Raw genomic sequence first — 20,689 nt, forward strand, 5'->3', positions numbered from 1 at the left:
CGCAACTCCTGATGTGTTGGATGATTGCTGGAAAACTACTAGCTCATCATACTAGCGCAAGCCCGGCACCTCACTTGCGGTGAAGCGCCGGGCAAAGCTAAATCCCATAAGGTCACTACCGGTTGTCAGCAGCCGAGAAATCCATATCGAGCGAGGAAACGGCCCAGCCGATATGGTTGTCGGAGCGCACGAATTTGACGGTGTACTCCTGCTCGCCGCCCTTGGACAGCGATGCCTTAACCTTGGCGGTCGTCTCGGTCATGGACTGATCCATGCCCTCGACGGACACGGTGGCACCCTGCGGAATCGAGGAGATGATCATCGACTTAGCGTCCTCGGACAGACTCGAGGCCAGGCAAGACTCGGCCTTTGCGGTGTCACCGTCGCCGGCAGCCTGGAATAGATCGGTAACGACAGACTCCTGAGACGGGAAGCCAAAGCCGCGCGTGTAGGCAAAGCCCAAACCGCCCGCGGCGATCAAAATGAGCAGAAGCAGCACGATGAAGACTTTGAGACCCGTGTGGCGATGGCGGCGACGAACCTTGGCCTGCTTACGATCCTGACGGTCCTGCTGGACCATCTCGGACTCGGACAGCGTAAAGAAGCCGGTGTCCGAGGGATCGGGCATGAACTGACCGGTCGCGCCCGTAGGATCGAGCGGATCGACGGCAGGAGCGTCCATCGCGGGCGCCGGAGCCGTGGCCATAGCCGTCTGGGCAGACAGCGCGGCAAGCGAATCGTGCACGCGGGCAAGCTCATCGGCCTGCTCGGAGGTGAGCTGGTAGATGCCATCGGCAGTAGCGGCGTTAAAGGCGTCGAGTGCGTCGGAGGGGCGGCCGGCGGCAGAAAGTGCCTGACCCATGCCGGCGTTTAGCGCACGCGTGTCGTCGCGGGGGCCGGCAAAGTCGATAGCCGTGCGGTAGGTCTCCACGGCATCCGCCGGACGGCCGAGCTTAATGAAGCAACGACCGAGCTCGCCGAGTGCGGCGGCAGGAGCCGGATTGGCGCCGTCGATGGCAGCCTGACGGAAGGCAGTACCCGCGTTGGCATAGTCGCCCGACTGGAACAGCGCGTTACCCAGGCCCAGATAGGCCTTGAACGGCGTGGCATAGGAAGCATCCTGCGTAGCAGCAGAGAACGCCTGAGCGGCCGTCGTGTAGTCGCCCACGGCGGCGAGTGCCTTGCCGCGGTTGGTGAGCAGCGCGCCGCGCTTGCCGTAGGTGCCGTCATTGAGGGCAGCGGCGTAGGCCTCGGCGGCCTCGGCATACATGCCCAGGTGCATCAAGGCGTTGCCACGAAGGTGATCGGCCTCGCCCATAATCTCATCGGGAGTTTTTGCCGCCCCAAGCATCTGGGCTGCAGCGGAAAAATCACCCGCGCGGTAAGCGGCGCGGCCCTGTTGGATCAGCTGGCTATTCAAGGAAGTCCCCTTTACTCGTGAACGATCTCGACATGGACGATCTCGTCGCCGGCACGCAGCTGCGAAATCACATCGAGACCCTCGACCGTGGTACCAAAGACGGTGTAACCGGAATCGAGGTTATGCTGGGCACCCAGGCAGAAGTAGAACTGCGAACCCGCGGAATCGGGGTCCATGGAGCGTGCCATGGCAAGGGCACCATCGACATGGCTGTTGCGCGGATTGGTGGCAAACTCGCCCTTGATGCAGTAGCCGGGGCCACCGGTACCGGGCATGCCGTCGGGGCCCTCAAGACCGGCAGCGACGTCGGCGCCGGACATATCGCGGGTATTGGGGTCGCCGCCCTGAATGACAAAACCGGGCACATAGCGATGGAATTTAAGGCCATCATAGAAACCCATCGTGGAAAGCTCGCAGAAGTTCGCGACATGAATGGGAGCGCCCTCACCGTCAAACTTGACCTTGATGGTACCCTTCGACGTCTCGATAACGGCGCACTCGTCGCCGGCAAGCTGATACTCGGGCGTGTAGAGCTCTTTCTTAAAACCAAACATGTGGTTCCTTCCTCGTGCGTTTAAAGCATATTTGTACGAATTGTAGCAATAAGCATGCGCTTACATCAATTGCGCACGTAGGTTATGCCGACTATGGCGAACTAATTTTAGGAACGCTGCTGCGGCTTCCAGGAGCCCACGTTGGCGTCGTACTGATTCAGCGCGCTGTTGCCGCCCTGTGCGATGGGCGCCAGGATCTCGCTTTGGTGGGAACTCATCGACTCGCCATCGGGAATGGCCAGCGAGATATCCCAGCTCTGGCAGATTACGTCGACGCGCTCATACATCCACTCGGCAAGCTGCTTTAAGTGGGCGATGTCGTCCGCATAGACCGTATCGTCCTGATACTTAAGGTTGTTAAGCTCATCTTGCGTCTTTTTGATCTGGTCGCGCAGGGCGTAGGCACTCTGCGACAGCTCCTGACGGGTGGACAGTGGCGTTCGAAGATAGCCATTGTTAAAAGAATCGATGACCTCGCCGATCTGGTCCTCGTCACCGTAGGACACGATGGTCTGATACAGACCGTCGAGCCTGGAATAGAGCTGATCATCGGTCAGCACGGTTTCTTCCTGGACCACCTCGGCAGAATCGTCCTGCTTGGTATCGTCCTCAGTCGCCTCGCCCTTTTGGCGCGTGGGGAAGGTCGTCTGCGCGGCCTGGCCAAACTGGTCGTAGAAGCCAGGCATGACACCCATGGGATCGGTCGTCACGAACCAATAGGCACCGCCGCAAACGACAGCAAGGACCGCGATGACGATGAGCGGCTTGGGGATATGACGCTTGTGCTTGTGATAGGCGTCCTCGTCGGGATGCACCTTGCGCTTGGGTTTTTGAGGATCGTCATGCAGGGAAACGGGCGTGGGAATATCGACCTTGGGGATACCGAAATCCTTATCGAAAGCCGGCAGCACGCAAGTCTCGTTAGGATCGGCGGCGTCCGAGAGCACCGCAGCGGCAGAGGCCGGCGCATGAGGCACCTCGGTATCGATCTGCTCTTGCGTTAGGCGCGGAAAGCCCGCCGTGCGGCCCGCTGCCAGGTCGGATGCGGCCGCGTCCTCAGAGAGGATTCCCGGAGCGGGGCGTCCGCATTTGGGGCACGTACGATCATGCGGAGAAAGACGGGCACCGCAGCCCTCACAGAACACGAACTCGGTGTGCTCGGGACCATCGCCCGGACCCACATAGGCGTTGCAGTAGGGGCAGAACGAGGCGCCGTCCTCGATAGTCTTAAGGCAATGCGGGCAGATCACGGCATCCTCTTTTCGAAGCAATTCAAACAATCGAGGTTAGAGCATAACATCGCCACGGCCCCACAGGAACAAGGCACCAATTCAACATCGCCAGGGCGCGTAGTTACTTCTTCTTTTTGCTTGGCATCGAGACTTTGATGCCTTGGGCGGACTTGGTCACGCGAGAGCGCTTGGCTCCGGTACTCCTCTTTTTCTTGGGCTGGGCCTGGGCCACGCCCTCGAGTGCACGGGCCTCGGCCTCGCGAGCGGTGCGATCTTCGCGGCGCTGCGCCATGTCGGCGGCGACGCGCTTGGCAAAACGCTCGGCCGTCGAACCCGTCGAGCTCACCTTGCCGCCACCGCGACCCAGGTGGACGCGCACACCACGGCCAAAACCAGTTGCGGCATGACGACGACGCGGCTTGAGCGAATCCATCATCGTGGCGAGCTTAAAGAACACCGAGCAGGTAAAGACCACGATGACAGCCAAGATAACCATCTGGCCCATCGACAGATTGGCAATAGACAGCAGCTCCGGGAATCCGATAACGCCCACCAGGATGCCGGCGACTACAAACACAAAGAGCACCACACGTAAGGGCGTGAGAGGCTGCGAGATGCGCCAGATTAGGCTGACGCTCGCCGCGCACGACGTAAGCAGGCACATCGTAGACAGCGTGAGCTGGCTAAAGCCAAACACGCGCGCCACAAAGATATCGAGCGCCGCAGCCAAAATGACCGCAATCGACGCCGGCAGTGCCCGCTTGAGTACGTTGCTCAAAAACGCACCCTTCACGCGAGCATTGTTGGGCTCCAGGCCCAACACAAAGCCCGGCGCGCCGATGCAGAAGAAGTTAATGAGCGTCGTCTGGATGGGCTCGAAGGGGTACGGCGGCAGCGCGATGCACAGCGCCGCCAGGCCCATCGAGAACAGCGTCTTGGTCAGGAACAGCGACGCCGAGCGCTGCAGGTTGTTGATGGAGCGACGGCCCTCGGCCACCACGGCGGGCATCGAGGCAAAGTCGTTGTCGACGAGTACGATCTCGGCCACGTTACGCGCGGCATCGGAGCCGGCCGCCATGGCCACGGAGCAGTCGGCCTCCTTGAGCGCCAGCACGTCGTTGACGCCGTCGCCCGTCATGGCCACGGTGTGCTCGCGGCGCTTGAGCGCCTGCACGAGCTCGCGCTTCTGCTGCGGGGTCACACGACCAAAAACATGGTAGCGGTCCACTGCGGCATCGAGCTTGGCCGGTGTATCGAGCGTCGTGGCGTCCACATAAGCGTCCGCCCCCGGCACGCCCACCACGCGCGCGATCGACGACACCGTACGCGGGTCGTCGCCACTGATCACGTTGAGGGTCACGCCCTGCTCGTTAAAGTAGCCGATGGTCTCGGCCGCCGAGGTACGAATCTCGTCGCGGATGGTCACAAAGCCCACGGGCTCGGCCTCGCCCACCATATCGCCATCGGGCGTAAAGCCGTCCACGCGCGCCACCACGAGCACGCGGCAGGTATCGGCAAGCTCGGCGACACGGTTCTCGACCTGCGAAAACACACGATCAGAGAGCACAAACTGCGCCGCACCCATCACATAGGAGCCCTGCGCAAACGACGCGCCGCTCCACTTTTTGGAGGACGAGAACGGAATGACCGACAGCGGCTCAGACACCTCGACCGGGCGATCGGCGTAATAGTTGAGCAGCGCCTGGCAGGTCTCGTTGGCATCGGCCGAAGTCGCACGCGCGACGTTAGCCAGCGCAAAATCGAGTACCGTGGTATCGACGGGAACGGCCGCCTTGTCCGAGCCGGCGCCTAGGCTCACGCCCTCAACCGGCAGCGGATACGTGCCCTCGACCTCCATGCGGCCCGACGTGATGGTGCCCGTCTTGTCCAGGCACAGCACGTCGACGCGAGCGAGCGTCTCGATGCAGTAGAGCTGCTGCGCCAGCACCTTGCGGCGAGCCAGGCGCACCGTGGCGATGGCGAGCACCGACGAGGTCAGCAGCACCAGGCCTTGCGGGATCATGCCCAGCAGGGCGCCCACCGTGGACAGCAGCGCCGACGAAGGCACATGACCAGCCAACAGCTCGGAGAAGCACCACGAAAGCGCGCTATCGCCCGGGGTTCCCGCGGCATCCCACAGTTCGCTCACACTCGAGGCAAACAACGCCAAACCGAGCGGGATCATGATGATGCTCGCAAAGCGAACGATGGCGTTAAGCGCGTTCATGATCTCGGAATTGACCTTTTTGACGTACTTGGCCTCGTTATTAAATTTGGCCACGTAGTTGTCGGCGCCGACATGAATCACGCGGGCGCGCAGCAGGCCCGAGTCGATAAAGCTGCCGCTCATGAGCTCGGAACCAGGCTGTTTCTTAATAAGGTCGCTCTCGCCCGTCAGCAGGCTCTCGTTCACGAGTGCCTCGCCCGAGACCACCACGGCGTCAGCGGGAATCTGGTCGCCGCGCCCCAGGCGAATGATATCGTCGAGCACGATCTGGTCCAGGTCGAGCTCCACCTCGACGCCGTCGCGCACCGCGATGGCCTTCTTAGAGGTGAGCAGCGTAAGCTTGTCGACCATCCGCTTGGAACGCATGGACTGAATGACGCCAATTGCCGTGTTCAAGAACACCACGAACAGGAACGTCAGGTTCTTAAACGAACCGGTCAGCAACACCAAAATCGCCAAGACCACGTTGATCAAGTTAAACAGCGTGCAGAGGTTCTCGATGATGAGCTCTTTGACCGACTTGGTCTTGAGCTCCATGTTGCGGTTGATCTTACCGGCGGCGATGCGCTCCTCGACCTCGGCGGTCGAGAGTCCGCGCTCGATATCCGTTGCTGCCATACCACGTCCCATCACGTCGCGTTGGTATAAGAAAACCGCCCGGACCATGCGAGGTTCGGACGGTCTTACGTTCGATGGTGCCCCGTCTGCCTAGATTCTAGAACCGAGATCTGCGCCGTTGGGACCGTCGTGCTGCTCAGGATACCACGGGCGGCGTAGCAACACCTTTTCTCGAGAAAAAACCCGCCCGGGATAACCCGAGCGGGCCGCGGCTAGCGCCCGTTGATGCTCACGAGGCACAGGCCGATTGTCGCCACGGTGCCGCCGAAGAGCGCGCCGAGGACGAAAGCCAGCGCGATCATGCTAGTACGGGTTGCCGTCGGTGACGCAGACTTGGAGTCGGTCGAGCGGCTCGCCGTAGAAACCGGCGTAGTCGTCGCCGCCGTAGGTGGAGCCGTCGTCGCACACGGTGTCGAGCCATCCGGCGCGCGCGGTGGTCTGCGAGCGATACCACGCCTGCTTGTACTCCTCGCCGCCCGGGGTCACGTAGTACATGCGTACACCGTCGATGGTGTGGCCGGCGATGCCGGCGCAACCGTTCACGGTATCGTTGCGGTCGCCCTTGGAAACATAGTCAAGCCAGCCGTCCTCGATGGTGTGGACCTGATACTTGAGCGTGCCGCGATCGACTCGGGCGCAAAGGAGGTCGTGCTGTCGGCACGGGTAGCCCGCGAAGCCGTTGTCCCCGGCGCCGAAGTCGGTCACCTCGTCCAGCCAGCCGCCGCCCTTGAGGTGGAGGGAGTAGTGGACGGGGATGCGCTTGCCAGATGCCTTCGTGAAGCCGCCGGATGCCGCCTGAGAGGGCTTTGCCGCGGCAGGCTTAGCGGCGGCGGAGGGGGCGGGCGCCTTGCCGCCCTTCATCGCGTCGTACCACGCCTGGGCGCGCTGCATGTAATGGTCGCGCTGGGAGCCCGCAAGCTCGCCGGGGCAAGCCGTGGCGCTCCAGTAGCGGTGCGGGAACACGTTCTTGCACCACTCGGGGCGACCGAGGCCGTAGTACAGGCACAGGGCCGCGACAAGGTGTGCGCCGCTCTCGATTGCCTTCTCGTGGACCGTCCACGGGTTGCTGCCGCTGTTGGCGTGCTCGATGGAGATGGTCGTATCGTTGCCGCGTCCAGTGCCGATTCCGTCGCCGCAGGCGTAGGCGCGGTCGAGATCGTTGACGTGCTGCACGATGTAGCCGTTGCGGTCGACCGAGTAGTGCGCCGAGCAGCCGTTGGCGCCCCAGATGCCGTTGCACTGGCCGGCGTTGAGGTCGCCCGCCATGTGGTGGATCGTGACGCCCTTGATGCCGAACGGACGGCCCGCCGAGAAGTTGCGCCCCAGAAGCTTGTACTCGTCCGGCTGGACGTTTGCGAAGTCTGCCATTAGTCCTCCTTGATGTCGCCGAGCGCCAGCAGGGCGTCCAGCCATTTGTCCGTGATGCCGACCGATTTGAAGGCCGCGTAGGCCACCTGAACGCCGCCTACCGCGGCGAAGATGGACGTAACCCATGCCGAGGGTTCGGTCGGGACGCCGCCCGACATGGCCGTGAGGGCGCCGCATCCCGCCGAGACGGCGATTGCCGTCCAGCGGGCGACGTTGCCCGTCATCGCCTTCGTCTTGATCGCCTGCACGATGTACGGCACGACCAGGACCGTGCACACCGTGAGGCCCGCCTGGATCTCATTCATTCGATTGCTCCTATCTGTCGGATTCCTTGCTGTAGATAAGGTCGACGCGGTCGCAGATGTGGTCGACCTTCTCGGCCATCCCCTGGCTCCTCGCCTGGCTGTGCGCCAAGTCCGCGTGCAAGACCTCGTTGGACGCCACGACGGACTCCATGAGCGTCTTCATCGCCTCCATGAGGCTGTTGCTGCGCTCCATCTGCGCGGCGATGCGGCCCTCCATCTGCGAGCGCTCGCGGTCCCGCTGCGCGCGCTCGTCGACTTCGGCCTGCTTGCGCTCCTCGCGCTTGAGGTCGAGCTCGCCCTTCCGCTGGTTTTGGCGTTTGTACTCCTCAAGAAATTGTTTCCCGAAGTAGAACGCAACGAGCGTCAGGAGCACGCCGCCAAGCCAAGCCGGTCCGTAAGGCGCAAAAAGTTTGAGCACTTCCATCCTGGGCGCCCTCCTTCCGCCTATTCGGCCGTGTACTCCTCGCCGGTGATCTCCTTGTACTCGTCGGCGGTGATCCACTTGCACTCGACGGCCTTGTGTACTCGCGCCTTACTCCAAAGAGGTCGGTCGTAGTACTTCTTGACGAGCGCGAAGTGCTTGGAATGCTCGTCGGTTTTCTTCGTTGGCATTACTGGTCACCTCCGACCGTCATGAGCAGGTAGTCGATGTTCGCCGTGTTCTGTTCGGTCTGCGTCGGCTGCGACGCCCGCTCGCGCATCTGGTCGATCAGCGCCGACACGTCGAGCGTCTCGCCACTGTCGTAGGCGGCGAGCGCCGCGGTGTAGGCGAGCTTTCGCGCCTTCCGCTCAGCGTACTCGTCATCGTCGATAACGCCCGCGTCGTGCGCCGCGTCGGGGTCGCCGATCTGCGACAGCAGATCGCGCAGGGCGTTGACCTCGGCCATGGTGCCATCTTGAAGATCGTTGGGGCGCGGCGTGTCTTCCTCAGTGTCCATGCGGACTCCTCTCTTGTCGGGGAATGTGCCGCCATCGTATTAGCGCCGTGAGATTGCCGAGCCGCTTTGATGGGCGCAAAGGAAGAAGGCGCGCCGCAGCACGCCTTCGATGTTTCTGTTATTTCGCAGCCGCTTCGCTTAAGCCGCTGCTTTGAGTTGCCGGTTCTCCGCTATTGCGAGGGCTTGCTTCCGCTTGAATCGTCCCTCTGGTTGGCCTGCATTGAGCACCCCCCCCCTGCGCGAGATTTCCGAACAGGCTTCGGTACAGCGCGTCCATGGCCCGCACGCTGCGGTGCGCGTCCAGCCGCTTCATGCCTCCGCGCCAGCTCTGGTAGCTCTGCTCCACCTGCTCGGGGGTCATGATGCCATCGGCGACCATGCGGGCCATCTTCTTGAGCTTGCGGCGCTCCCGCGTTATGGAGTCTCGGCACGGCTTCACGACTATGCGGCCCGTGTCCGTGTAGAAGATGCGCTTCTTCAGCCACGTGAACCCGCGCGTGAGCTTCACCACGCGGGTCTTGCGCGGGTTCAGCTCGATGCCCGGCTCGGCGCATTTGCGCTCTATGAGCAGCAGGCACACCTGCAGGTAGTCCTTGGACTCGTGTATCAGGTAGAAGTCGTCCATATATCGACCGTAGGCCTCGGGGCGCAGCATCTCGATTGCGTAGTGGTCAATGCGGTTGGGGTGCGCGACGGCGCATATCTGGTTCGGCTCGCTGCCCAGCCCCAGGCCCACATCGCCCTGCGCGTCTATCAGGCGGTGCTCCAAGGCGACCACGCGCGGATCTAGCAGCGCGGAGGCCACCTGGTCTTTGACGGGTTGGTGCGCTATGCGCGCGAAGTAGTCGGAGAAGTCGCCGAGCAGTATGTAGCCCTCGCGGCCGTGCCGCCTCCAGTGGTCGGCCAGGTGGCGCTTGAGCAGCTTCAGGGCGTAGTCGGTGCCGCGCCCCTTTATGTTCGCGGAGTTCGCGGCTATGAGGGTGGGCACGATCGCGGGCACGAGCGCGTTCTGCGACAGCGACTTCTGCACCACGCGCTCGGGAAAGTGCACGGCGCTGATGTGGCGCAGCTTGCCGCGCTCCCATAGGTCGAAGCGGATGAAGCCCCGGCATATGTCGCGGCCCTCCAAAAGGTCGCGGCGGGACAGGACGGCGTTGCGCAGGTAGTCCTTCATGTACCGCTGCGTGGACGCCTTCCACATCACGCCGCGCGCGGCCTGCTTGGAAGCCTTGCACAGGCTGTTGAGGTCGGCCACGGTCTCAAGCGTGCACGCCTTGACGCGCTCGGCCTTGGCCTTGGCCCGCTTCTCCTCGCGGCGCTTCCGTCGCGCCGCCCGCCTTTGCTCGGAGTTCACAGAAGGCACCCCGCACGGCTTTCAATGTGGCTCTGACAGCCGCTTGAGGTATGGCCATGAAACGCGGCGAAGCCACGGAGCGCCGCGCCATGCAAGCAGCGTCCGACCACCCTCGCGGGGTGCGTATTTACGGGCGTGAGCCCGACGGTCGCGCCTTCCTTCCTCTCTGCGCTCTGCTTTCGGCCCTGGGGCCTACTCGGTCTGGCAATAAGGGAATCCGGGGCGGGGGCGAACCCAGACGTTCGTCGCCGAGTTGTAGTTGGCATTGCCGTTGTTGTTGACGTAGCACACGTTGGACGAGGAGCCACCCATGACGGAACGCAGCCACCAATTGTACCGATAAACAAGGCGCGACCGCCGCCCATTATAGCGAACGCAGGCGCTCTAGCTCGGCCTCGGCCTCGGCTATGCGCTCCTCAGCGGACTTCTTGCCCGTCACGCGCACGTTCTTGCGCGCCCCCTTCAGCAGCCTGATCTCCTCCTCGACCATGGCCGCCAGCTCCTCGAAGCGGTTGGCGTTCACGGGCAGGCCGATATCCATGAGGCACTGCATGTCCAGCATCAGCTGCTCGCAGTCAGCTATGGCCAGCGTCAGGTAGCGTTTCCTCTCCAGCGCGTTGAACGAGGTGTTGGGGTAGAAGCAGTCGGCGCGGTTGACGTTGTACACGATGCTGCGCGCCGTCTCCACCGTGGGCACCGCGTTCAGCAGACGATAGGCCTTCGGAACCACGGAGGACGACGCCATCAGCTTGTTGACCTCCACGCGGATGGCGATTGCTTGAGTGAAAAACTTGTACTCGGAAACCTCGCGGTTGCGCTGGTAGACGCCGCTCACGTGCACCTCCTGGGGAAACTGGCGGAAAAAAACGGCCCGCTTCGCGGGCGAGAGGCGACCGCGCAAGGCGGTCGCCTAAAAGCAGAGTATAGAGCACTCGGCTGGCTAGCCGACGAGGAAGCCGGGGCGGGGGCGAACCCAGACGTTCGCCGCCGAGGTGTAGCCGGCATAGCCGTTGCGGTGGACGCAGCACACGTCGGACGAGGAGCCACCCATGACGGAACGCAGCCACCAAGAGCACCGATTTCCGTTGATTCGGTGCGCGGTGTCGCGGAACAGGTCCCACTGGCAGTCAAAGCCGACGCTGTAGCCCTTGGTGCCCCACACTGGGCAGCCGTACACCTCCATCTCGGACAGCGAGAACACCTTGCCGATATCCTGCCAGCTCCACGAGTTGGAGTCGTTGAGCGCGCCGCTGGCGCTGTAACGCTCCTCCAGCAGGACGCGCTGGGTCAGCAGGTACCTGGTCAGGCCCTCGGGCAGGCAGGCCTCGAAGGCCGTCTCCCACGCCTTGAGGTTGCTGTTGGGGTAGGGGCATTTCTGGTCGGCGGTGCCCTGGTTCGTGTTGGTGGTGTTCCACATCAGGAAGCTGTCGTTTGCCACGCCTGTCACGGTTTTTGCCACGGCCACGGGGGCGGACGCCACGAACGCGATGTGGTGGCCCTTGCTGTTGTCGCCGCAGCAGTAGTACGGGTCGAAGTGCGCCAGGAGGAAGCGCACGGACTGCTGCGCCGCCACGTTCGACGCGCTCACGAGGGGCACGTCGATGTAGTCGCCCACACGAAGGCCGGAGAAGTTGTTCGCCACGATGCGCTTGTGCAGCGCGTCGTACACGCTGCCGCTGCCGATCTCTCCCGCCAGGATGGTGGCGATGCTCTGCCCGCCGTACTTGCCGATTTGGCCCTGGCGGTTGTACTCGGCGTTGTTGAGCGCCGTCTGCGCGTTGCTGCGCGCGGTATCGTCGATGACGTTGAGCGACTGGCCGCCGACGACCAGCGTCTTTGCATTTGCCATTTATCCTCCTTAGGCAAGGGTTACCGTGCTGCCCGAGACCGAGCACGTGCCGCCGAACGACACCGTGTCGCCGGACACCGACGCCTTGGATGCCGGGCAGTAGACGGTCCCGTCCATGTAGATGAACTTGTCTGTCGCGTCGGCGAGCATCGTCGCGAGCTGGCCGTTCTGGCGGCGCAGCTCGGCGATGTCGGACTCGCCAGCGGCGCCCTGCGCCGCCGCGTTCGCGATCTGCAATGCCGCGCTTGCCGCCGCATCGGCCCTCGACGCCGCACCGCTAGCGGCGGATGCCGCATCGAACGCGGATTGACCGAGCCGAGATAGCTCAGTGCTCCACTTCCTGTAGAGCTCGTCGAGCTCCTGGTCGTAGCTGACGGCAGGCCCTGTTGTCCCGTCCACATTTCCCAGGATGACGAGCGCGAAGTCCTCGGTCGTCTCGGAGGCCCCGTTGGCGCTGTAGAACTCGAAGTATGCCAGCCTGCACCTGCCGGTGCCGTTGACGGCCTCCGGCGCCAGCGTGGCGCTCACCGATACCGTGCCGACGGTGGCGGCGCAGCGAGCCCACGTGCCGTCGGCATGGAGCACGCACAGGCGCGCGGACTGGTAGGTCGGCGTATAGGCGGTGCCGTCCACGGTGAGCGACGCCGTTATCTTCTGGGTCTGCGTCTCACCCCTGCGCACGGTGACACGCTGCGGGACTGTGCCCGGGCGCTTGCGCATGTCGAGCGCTATCCCGTGGTTGATCATTCCTTGGCCTCCAACGCCTTGAGGACGGCGAGCGCGGCCTTGAAGGCCTCGACCGGGTCGACGGCCTTGGCCCCCTCCTCCGTCTCGTCCGCCATGGCCGGCTGCGGGTCGACGATGGCCGAGAGCGCGTCGAACACGGCGACCGTGGCGGCGGTGCGCTCATCGACGTACCCGGCGGTCGCCAGTGGGATGCCGTTGACCGTGGGGTCGGGCTTGCGGACGTCTGCGGCCTTGACGACCTCGCGCGTGCCGTCGTCGTACTGGGCGACGAACACGAGGCCGGCGTCCTCGGCGCTCTGGAGCACCTCCGGGTCGTACTCCGTCAGGCACTGTTCGTTGTTTCCGATGATGTCGTGGACGGCATAGCCCACGACGATCTTCTTGCTTGCTTCCATTCCTTCTTGTCCTTTCATCTCTTATCCGCTCCACCCGGACGGCATGGTCGACACGCCGATCAGCAGGCCGTTCCTGAACTCGAGCACCGACGATGTCTGGGACTGGTCGTTGAAATATTTCTTGCCGTTCTCCGTGTAAAGCGGGTGGTATGCCGCTCCGACCTTGGTCGTCAGGCCTGACCACGTCGTGACGCTCGTGTCGGCGCTGCCGCTCACGCTGAGCCTCGGGGTCGAGACTCGCACGACGCCCTGTCCCTGCAGCTGCAGTCCGTGGTAGATAATCGACGGATTGTCGATGTCATGTGACGTTGAGGAGCATTCGATGTATCCGTACTGCGTGCCGTCCTTGAACCCAGCCAGCTTCCCGCTCGAGTCGAGTTCCATGGCGTACCCGCTGCTGCGGTTTCCACCGGTGAAGCTTCCGGTCGCCGTGATGTTCTTCGCCGTCATGTAGTTGGTCGTCAGCACGCCTTCCTTGAGGTTCCACGAGTTGCGCCCCTTTGCGTCCGCGAGAGTCCCGGTTGCGATGTATGTCGCGTTGACGTAGACCCTGTTGTTGCTCATGTAGAGCCCCTGGTCGGCACCGTTGTTGGTCAGGCGGTCGAAGATGGCCTTCTGGTCCATCTGCTCGTCGTAGGCGCTCAGGATGCCGTCGGCGTAGTCCGACGCGTTCTTCTGCTCGATGGCGTGGCGCGCCCCGGTCGCGGCATCGGCGTAGTCCTTGACCGCGCTCGAGTAGGCTCCGAATGCGGCGTCGTACTCGTGCATGGCAGCCTTGAGCTCCTCGGCGGTCTTGCATATGAGCACCTTGTCGACCTTGTCGGCATAGGAGCCGTACGTGCCGCCCTCATCGGTCGAGCCGAAGGCCTTGGTGTAGCGGGGGCCGAGGACGGACGAGAGGAACTGGGCGCTGAGGGCCTTGTTCGACTTCAGCGCGTTGTACTGGCTCGTGAGCTCCTCGCGCTCTTTGTCCACGTCCTGCTTGGCCTTCTTGACCGCCGCCCTCTCCGCCTCGGTCACCACACCGTCTTTGGCGAGGTCCTGCACCGTCGTGTCGAGGCCGTTGAGCGAGCCCGTCAGGTCGTGCGCGCTCTGATAGGCCTTGTTGTACGCGGCCTCCAGCACCGGCGCCGTGTGGGTGACGCTGCCGTCGCCGTAGGTGACGCGCTCCATCGACCAGACGAAGTATCCGTTCGACCATTGCGGGAGGTCCTCGGACCACCCCAGCTCGGGGTTCTGCGCGTTAATCGGCGGCACGCTGTCCGATTGATTCTTGGCGTAGAGCTTCACGCGCGCCGCGATGGCGCTGCCGGCCATCTGGTTGGAGCCGTTGATGGCCTTGGCGAGGCACGGCGCGGTGTAGGTGACCGAGCCGTCCGTCCACGCGATCTTGCTGCGCGTCCAGATGTACTTGCCCTTCGCCCACGCGGGCTGGGCCTCCGACCAGCTGCCGCCGGACTGCGCCGTGGAGCTCGTGGAGAGGTAGTACTGCTCGACGATGCCGCGCACGCCGGTACCGGTCGAGCCCTTGTCGCCCTTGGCGCCATCGATGCCGCTGATGCACACGGGCTCGCTGTACTCGATGTCGCCGGACTGCATGGTGGTCTTGGTGCGCGTCCAAATGTACTTGCCCGACACCCATTGCGGCGCCGTGGTCTGCCATCCGCCCTGCGGCTCGGTGACGCGCGACGTTCCCTGGGCGTACTCGACGTCCACCGACGCTATCACGGCATCGGCGACGGCGATGTCCTTGCCGTCGAGCTTGGCGCCGGGGCCTAGATTGACCTCGCTCTCGTCGAGGTTCCAGTAGTTCTTGCCGCTCCTGTCTTGGATGGTTCCGGCCTTGATCAGGTCGCCCATGAGCGTGCCGACCGTGATGAGGTCGGCCGTGAAGCCCGCGCCGGTGCCGAAGGTGCGCCAGTCCCACGAGCCGTCGGCTTTGCAGCCGGAGGCGATGCGGAATCCCTGGGAGCACAGCTGCATGGCCATGCCGTCGCCGGTCGTCGAGCGGCCGTCCGCGTCGAGGGGCACGGAGCCGAAGATCAGACCGCGCTCGAAGCTCGTATGGACGTAGCTGTTGCCCGCGAGGTTGAACTGCGTATTCATGCTGTCCATGACCTGCTGGAGGTATGCGGGCGGCGTGGATGCCGCCACGTCCCAGTTGGACGAGCGCTTCGACAGGCTGGACACTTTCTGCTGCTGAGCCAGCAACATGTCCGTGATTGTCTCGGTCACGTTCCCGAGCGTCACGCGCATGGAGCCGCCAAGCTCGTCGGTCACGAGCTTGGTCACGCGGCCCTCGCAGCGCAGCGCCGGGGAGAAGCACGTGTCGACGATCTGGACGTCGTCGCCCACGGCGACGCCCTCCCACTCGCGCCCGAACTGCACGAGGTCGACGACGTCGGCCTCGTAGGTCATTCCCGGCTCCTTGCGGGAGTCGAGGTACGCGCGGGTCTCGGCGAGCAGGGTTGCCGCGTCCTCGCAATTTGAATTTTCATATTGTCCGAACACGTGCGCGCGCCCGCCCCTGCCGTCGGGTCGCCCGTACAGCCTGAGCGCGGTCGCGTCCTCCACGTAGTTCCTGCCGTTGTTGATGTCACCGAAGGTCAGCTTGCGGCCGTAGCCGCCCGTGTCGGTCTCGATACCCTTGCCGTAGCCGTAGCAGGCAGTGATCGCCCCGTAGTGCTCGGTGCGTGATACCGATGTCAGGTCCTTGGTGTAGGTGAACCGGCGGTGGCCGCCCTTCGCGCCTCGGTGCGAGCGGATGCCCACCCTGCGAGATGTCACCCTGCCGCCGGATACGGTGATTTCAGTCTCAAGCTCACCGCCGCATTTCAAGATTGACTGGAGCGCCTCGCGCGCCGAGGTGTGGTAGAAGGTCAGGCCCTTGTCGACGGTGCCGGTCTGGTCGACCGTTCCGGCGGTCCAGCGGGTCGGCCCAAGGCAGACATTCAGCGCCTGCAAGAAGCCGTAGCCGTAGCGGCGCTTGTCCTCGATATAGTCGCCGTACGTCTCGCAGATTGAGTTGATCGCCGTGTCCGTGTAGACCGTATCGCCTCCGGCGTGGAGGCCCTTGGGGTCTTGGCAGACGTGCTCGTGGACCTTGCCGAGGCGGTCGACCCACACGAGGCGGTAGCCCTGCTTGAGCGCGAAGGTCGTGACGATGTCCACGCTGTCCTCGCCGTTGAGCTCGTCGGTATGGGTGAGGGAGAGCAGCTCCTCGGGGCCGATTGTCGATACGTAGGCGTCCTGCCACGTGTATACGTCAATTCGCACCTAGAGCCACCTCTCCTCCCATTCGAGCGTCGCGGTGCCGCCGCTCGTCTTGATCTGCTGCACGCCGTCGAGCGAGAAGAAGTCACTCGCGACGGTCACGGGCCAGTCCGCGCCGTTGACCGTGCAGCGCTCCGCACGCATGTCCAGCACGACGGTCTGTGCGCCCGTGAACGACGCCTCGACGCGGACGAACCGCCCGGTCGAGACGTTGGTGATTGTCCAGCTCGAGCCTGCCGGGGGCTTGCACGTGACCGTAGGGTAGGCCCTGTAGTTGCCCCCGGCGGCGACGGCGCGCTGGGATGCCGACACCTGCTCGGAGCGCCGCTGCCCGTAGGCGGCGGGGTCTGCACAGTAGAACCCGAGCGTGAGATTCGGCATGTGCGCGTTGCGCCCCTGCTCCGCCCCTCCCCTGTAGCGCGCGAGCATGTAGCGCTCGGGAGCGTCGTCGAGCACGAGGGCCTTCTCGCCGCCGGACAGCGCCGAGGCGAGCACGGCCCTTGCCTCGGCGACCTCGTCGAGGGAGCCGCCGACGATGTTGCAGTCGACCGCTATCTCGACGGGCTCGAGGCCCGTGGCGCGAACGTGTGTGCCGTCCATGCCGGGGACCTCGGTCTCATCGAGCCGCACCTTGGGGACAATCGGTCTCGTGACCTTGGTCACCAGCAGGTACGGCGTTAGGTCGATTCCGCCGAATATCATGCGAACCCCCTTGCGGCGAGCGTGTGCCTGCCGCGCATCGCGATGGCGGAGGAGACGCGCTCCGAGTCGATGTACAGGTTTCCGTCCTTGTCCCTGATCTGCTCGAGGACGGACAGGATGCCGGCGAGGGCGTCGTCGGAATCCTCCTCGGGACGCGCCGGAGTGTAGACAGCGGACGGCGCGACGGTCAGGCCCGTCGAGAGCATCCCCTGCGCGGTGTCCATGGCGCCGCTGATGGCGGAGACCACGGTGCCGGTGCCGGAGCCGATGCCCTGCGCCCAGCCCTGCATGAGGGCCTTGCCCGAGAAGGTCGTGTAGCCGTGCCCGGAGAAGGGGCCGACCTTTGCCGGCGAGAACGGGAAGAAGGAGCGGATTCTGGAGACTGCACCGGAGACCGCCGAGGTCACCGAGCCGATAGCGGACATGATGCCGTCCTTCAGGCCGTTGAGTATCGACTTGCCGGAGTTGAAGAGCCAGTTGCGCGCGCCCGAGAAGAATCCGGTGATCTTGCCCTTGATGCTCGTGACGGTCCTGTAGACGGAGTTGATTCCGTTGGACGCCGCGCTCTTGATGCCCTCCCAGATGGACGAGCAGGCGCTCTTGATGCTCCCCCACATGCTCGACCACGTGGAGCTGATGCTGTTGAGCACGGAGCTGATCACGCCGCTGACCTGATTTATCGCAGAGTTGACGGCGAACTTGATGCGTCCCCAGACCACCTCGGCGAAGTCGCGGACGGTGTCCCACACGCTTGACCAAATCGAGCTGATTCCATCGAGCGTGGACGTTATCACGGACTCGACGACCCCGATGGCCGCTCGCACGGCGAACTCTATCTGAGACCAGACGAGCTCGGCTACCGACTTGATGGTGTTCCAGACCGTATCCCAGTCTCCGCTTATCGCGGCGGTGACCGTGGAGATGACTGTCTGCACCACGGCCATCGCGACCTGGACGGCAGTGGAGATTGCATCCATCACGCCGGTCAGGACAGCGGAGATCACCGGCCAGACCGCGTTCCAGACGGCGGAGATGATGCCCATCGCCACCTGAATCGCGCCCTGGATGAGCGGCATCGCAGCCAGCACCGCCGACAGCACGGACTGCACGGCGGGCATGGCAATGGCGACGAGCTGCGAGACGGTCGTCATCACGTCAGCGATGACGGTGACCAGGAAGCCGATGACCGGCGACAGCGCCTGCACGATGCCGAGCACCACCTGTATGCCGGTTGAGAGCACCGGCAGCACGGCCTGCGCGATGTTGAGCAGCGCCGTGCCGATTGGCGCGATGAGCGGCGCGATGAACCCGATTGCCGCCTTGATGCCGTTACCGACGGACGTGGCCACGCCAAGGATGGCCTGAAGCGCCGAGCAGATCTGCGAGGAGTCCACCTTCGGCAGCTTGATCCCGATGCCGGCGAGCGCCCCGACGGCGATGTTCCACGCCGTGGCGAGCGCCTCGGACACGATGGGTGTGAGCACCGACGCGATGCCGGAGAGCGCCGCGGGGAGCGCATTGATGATGCCCTGCCCGATCTGGGCGACGCGCGGCGCGATGTTCTTGGCGACCGCGCCGACGGACGTGAGCAGCTGCTCGGTGAGCTGCGAGAAGTCCACGTCGTCTCGGCCAAGGCCGGTGAGGAAGTTCTCCCATGATGCCTTGGCCATGCCGATGGAGCCGGAGATGGTCGTCGCGGCCTCCTTGGAGGTCGTGCCGGTGATGCCCATCTCGGACTGCACGGTGTGGATGGCCTCGACCACGTCGGCGTAGCTGTCGATGGTGAGGTCGGCGGTCTTGCCCTGCGCCGCGCACAGCTTGTTGGCGTCCGCGATGAGTCGCTCCATCTCGGACTTCGTGCCGCCGTAGCCCAGCTTCAGGTTGTCCAGCATCGTGTAGTTTTGCTTGGCAAAACCTTGGTAGGCGTTCTGGACGTCGGCCATGTCCGAGCCCATCTTGTTGACGTTGTCCGCCATGTCGCCCATCGCCGTGTTGGCGGACTCGGCGGCCTTCGCCACGTCGCCGCCGCACGAGCTCACGAGCGATGCGGCGAAGCTGGTCGCCTGGGTCATGTATTGGTTTGCGCTCATGCCGCACGTCTTGTACGCATCCGCGGCGTATCCCTGCAGTTTGCCGGACGCGGAGCCGAAGAGCGTATCGACGCCGCCGACCAGCTGCTCGTAGTCGGCGTATGCGGATACCGCAGCGCCGCCGATTGCGGTCACCGCCGTGGTGAGCGCGCCCATGCCAGCCGCGGCGACGGTGCCCACGCCCCTTGCGACGGTGCCGAGCCCGTTCAGCAGCCCGCCCGAGCGCTTGACCCCGCCGTCCACGCCGGAGGTCATCGAGTCGCCGAATGACTTTCCGGCCTTGGAGCCCGTGTCGCCGAACTCCGAGCAGATGCTGCCGGCGAAGCCCTTCATGGACGGCATGAGCGTGATGCATGCCGAGCCTACGCTAGTCGCCATCCCGTCCTCCTAATCCTAGAATCTCGTCGATTTCCGCCCTGTTCGCGAGGGCGTTGCGCTGGTGCCTCTTGAGCTCCGCGAGCTGCCCGGGCGTCTTGAGCGGCTGCGGCTCCTGCGGCGGCCGGTGCTTCTTGTCGCTCAGTCCCCAAGCGAGGCTCCTGAGCTGGTGCTCGATGCGCCAGAGCATGTACGTCTCCTCGCTCCATTTGAGCTCCGGGTACATGCGGCGCGCGCACCTCGACTCCTTCGGCAGCTGCTCCCACAGGAGGGCGGCGCGCCGGAGGTCGTCCGGTCCGCCCTCGAGCGGGAGGTCGATGCCGTAGTACTGGCGGAAGTCCGCTACGACTTCTGCGCGGTGCCCTTCGAGCTCGAGGACGAATCCTGGGAGTTTTTTGCCTTCGCCGCCTCGAATGCGGCCTGCATGAGCACGCCGGTGAACTCGACGGAGCCGCCCAGGCGCTCCATGTACTCCTCATCATGTCCGGCAAACACGCGCTCGAATGCATCGAACATGCCGGCGGGCTCGGTCTCGCTCTTGGCGAACTGCTTGTTGGTCTTGTAGGAGGTGAGCTCGTCGTAGTCAGCGGTGAACTCCCCCTCGATGCCCGGGATGGTGAATGTGAGCTCGGTCATTACTTGTCCTCCGCGGTCTCGGCGGCCTTGGCGGCAGCGGTCTCAGTGGACTGGATGTAGTCGTAGCAGGTGTTGCCGGCATCGTCCGTGAGGTACTTGACCGTGAGGGCGCGCGCGGCGAGCTCGCCGACGGCGAGGGTGAGGTCGTCCAGCTCGGAGGACTGGGCGTTGGGGACGACCTTGCGCCAGCGTCGTCCGTCCTTGAGCACGAGCTCGAGCACGGCCGGCCACGTCTCGTCGGAGTTGCCGTTGTGCTTGACCGTGATCATGCCCTCCTCGTCCTTGACGTTGTCGGACCCGTACATGACCTTGAGGGTGGCGGCCTTGATCTCGGCGAGCGTGAGCTGGGCGCTCTCGACGCGGGAGGTCTGCGGCGACGCCATGAGGTCGCCGTTCATGTCCTTGATGTCCTCGGAGTCGCTGTCGAGCGTCTCGACGTAGCCGTCCTCGCTGATGTAGCCGAGGCATTTCCACGCAGCGGGCAGCGCGGTCTTGTAGTCGTTCGGCAGCGCCGTTCCGGCGGGCGCGGTGAAGATGTAGCCGCCCTTTACTCCCTTGGCGCTGGAGACGTTGGCGACGTTGTTTTTGTTGCTTTCTGCCATGATT

Annotated in this window: 20 protein-coding genes and 1 pseudogene; all 21 read right to left on the minus strand. The window is 64.1% G+C overall.

Annotated features, from left to right (window positions below; translation table 11 throughout):
- Positions 1–115: 115 nt before the first annotated feature.
- Positions 116–1,420, minus strand: coding sequence for a tetratricopeptide repeat protein (locus tag AB5Z25_RS05470; RefSeq protein ID WP_368134987.1), 1,305 nt, complete (start codon positions 1,418–1,420; stop codon positions 116–118).
- An 11-nt stretch (positions 1,421–1,431) separates the two neighbouring features.
- Positions 1,432–1,974, minus strand: a complete 543-nt coding sequence (locus AB5Z25_RS05475; RefSeq protein WP_006236059.1) for a peptidylprolyl isomerase — start codon at positions 1,972–1,974, stop codon at positions 1,432–1,434.
- A 107-nt stretch (positions 1,975–2,081) separates the two neighbouring features.
- On the minus strand, positions 2,082–3,224 hold the full coding sequence (locus AB5Z25_RS05480) for a zinc ribbon domain-containing protein (RefSeq protein WP_368134988.1): 1,143 nt from the start codon (positions 3,222–3,224) through the stop codon (positions 2,082–2,084).
- Positions 3,225–3,327: 103 nt separating this feature from the next.
- On the minus strand, positions 3,328–6,051 hold the full coding sequence (locus tag AB5Z25_RS05485; protein ID WP_368134989.1) for an HAD-IC family P-type ATPase: 2,724 nt from the start codon (positions 6,049–6,051) through the stop codon (positions 3,328–3,330).
- 303 nt (positions 6,052–6,354) lie between these two features.
- Positions 6,355–7,419, minus strand: coding sequence for a peptidoglycan recognition protein family protein (locus tag AB5Z25_RS05490; RefSeq protein WP_368134990.1), 1,065 nt, complete (start codon positions 7,417–7,419; stop codon positions 6,355–6,357).
- Positions 7,419–7,724, minus strand: a complete 306-nt coding sequence (locus AB5Z25_RS05495) for a hypothetical protein (protein ID WP_161160241.1) — start codon at positions 7,722–7,724, stop codon at positions 7,419–7,421. Before AB5Z25_RS05495 ends, AB5Z25_RS05490 begins: the two co-directional genes overlap by 1 nt.
- Positions 7,725–7,734: 10 nt before the next feature.
- Complete coding sequence (locus AB5Z25_RS05500; protein ID WP_161160240.1) at positions 7,735–8,148, minus strand: hypothetical protein; 414 nt, start codon at positions 8,146–8,148, stop codon at positions 7,735–7,737.
- A 20-nt stretch (positions 8,149–8,168) separates the two neighbouring features.
- Entirely contained in the window at positions 8,169–8,336 is a 168-nt protein-coding gene (locus AB5Z25_RS05505) for an XkdX family protein (RefSeq protein ID WP_117743573.1), read from the minus strand.
- Positions 8,336–8,662 (minus strand): hypothetical protein, encoded by a 327-nt coding sequence (locus tag AB5Z25_RS05510; protein WP_161160238.1) that lies wholly within the window; start codon positions 8,660–8,662, stop codon positions 8,336–8,338. Before AB5Z25_RS05510 ends, AB5Z25_RS05505 begins: the two co-directional genes overlap by 1 nt.
- Before the next feature lie 118 nt (positions 8,663–8,780).
- A complete protein-coding gene (locus AB5Z25_RS05515; RefSeq protein WP_368134991.1) occupies positions 8,781–10,016 on the minus strand; it encodes an RNA-directed DNA polymerase in 1,236 nt (411 codons plus the stop codon).
- Between the two features lie 192 nt (positions 10,017–10,208).
- Positions 10,209–10,349, minus strand: a pseudogene (locus AB5Z25_RS05520) (DUF6273 domain-containing protein); the annotation flags it as partial.
- A 31-nt stretch (positions 10,350–10,380) separates the two neighbouring features.
- A complete protein-coding gene (locus AB5Z25_RS05525; protein WP_368134992.1) occupies positions 10,381–10,851 on the minus strand; it encodes a hypothetical protein in 471 nt (156 codons plus the stop codon).
- Between the two features lie 105 nt (positions 10,852–10,956).
- Complete coding sequence (locus tag AB5Z25_RS05530) at positions 10,957–11,865, minus strand: DUF6273 domain-containing protein (RefSeq protein WP_368134993.1); 909 nt, start codon at positions 11,863–11,865, stop codon at positions 10,957–10,959.
- A 9-nt stretch (positions 11,866–11,874) separates the two neighbouring features.
- Positions 11,875–12,612 (minus strand): hypothetical protein, encoded by a 738-nt coding sequence (locus AB5Z25_RS05535; RefSeq protein WP_368134994.1) that lies wholly within the window; start codon positions 12,610–12,612, stop codon positions 11,875–11,877.
- Positions 12,609–13,007: a hypothetical protein gene (locus tag AB5Z25_RS05540; RefSeq protein ID WP_368134995.1), complete on the minus strand. Its 399-nt coding sequence runs from the start codon at positions 13,005–13,007 to the stop codon at positions 12,609–12,611. Before AB5Z25_RS05540 ends, AB5Z25_RS05535 begins: the two co-directional genes overlap by 4 nt.
- Before the next feature lie 21 nt (positions 13,008–13,028).
- Entirely contained in the window at positions 13,029–16,283 is a 3,255-nt protein-coding gene (locus tag AB5Z25_RS05545) for a phage tail protein (RefSeq protein WP_368134996.1), read from the minus strand.
- On the minus strand, positions 16,284–16,982 hold the full coding sequence (locus AB5Z25_RS05550; RefSeq protein ID WP_161160839.1) for a distal tail protein Dit: 699 nt from the start codon (positions 16,980–16,982) through the stop codon (positions 16,284–16,286). It abuts the gene before it with no gap.
- Complete coding sequence (locus AB5Z25_RS05555; RefSeq protein WP_368134997.1) at positions 16,979–19,450, minus strand: phage tail protein; 2,472 nt, start codon at positions 19,448–19,450, stop codon at positions 16,979–16,981. Before AB5Z25_RS05555 ends, AB5Z25_RS05550 begins: the two co-directional genes overlap by 4 nt.
- A complete protein-coding gene (locus AB5Z25_RS05560; RefSeq protein WP_147356477.1) occupies positions 19,440–19,637 on the minus strand; it encodes a hypothetical protein in 198 nt (65 codons plus the stop codon). Before AB5Z25_RS05560 ends, AB5Z25_RS05555 begins: the two co-directional genes overlap by 11 nt.
- Before the next feature lie 152 nt (positions 19,638–19,789).
- Positions 19,790–20,083: a hypothetical protein gene (locus tag AB5Z25_RS05565; RefSeq protein WP_271731906.1), complete on the minus strand. Its 294-nt coding sequence runs from the start codon at positions 20,081–20,083 to the stop codon at positions 19,790–19,792.
- Positions 20,083–20,685 carry a phage tail tube protein gene (locus AB5Z25_RS05570; RefSeq protein ID WP_368134998.1) on the minus strand — a complete coding sequence of 201 codons (603 nt, stop codon included), beginning with the start codon at positions 20,683–20,685 and terminating at the stop codon, positions 20,083–20,085. The genes AB5Z25_RS05565 and AB5Z25_RS05570 overlap by 1 nt, the downstream gene beginning before the upstream one ends.
- Positions 20,686–20,689: the final 4 nt, after the last annotated feature.

It is taken from the genome of Collinsella aerofaciens (assembly GCF_040910325.1).
In the GTDB taxonomy this organism is placed as follows: domain Bacteria; phylum Actinomycetota; class Coriobacteriia; order Coriobacteriales; family Coriobacteriaceae; genus Collinsella; species Collinsella aerofaciens_BL.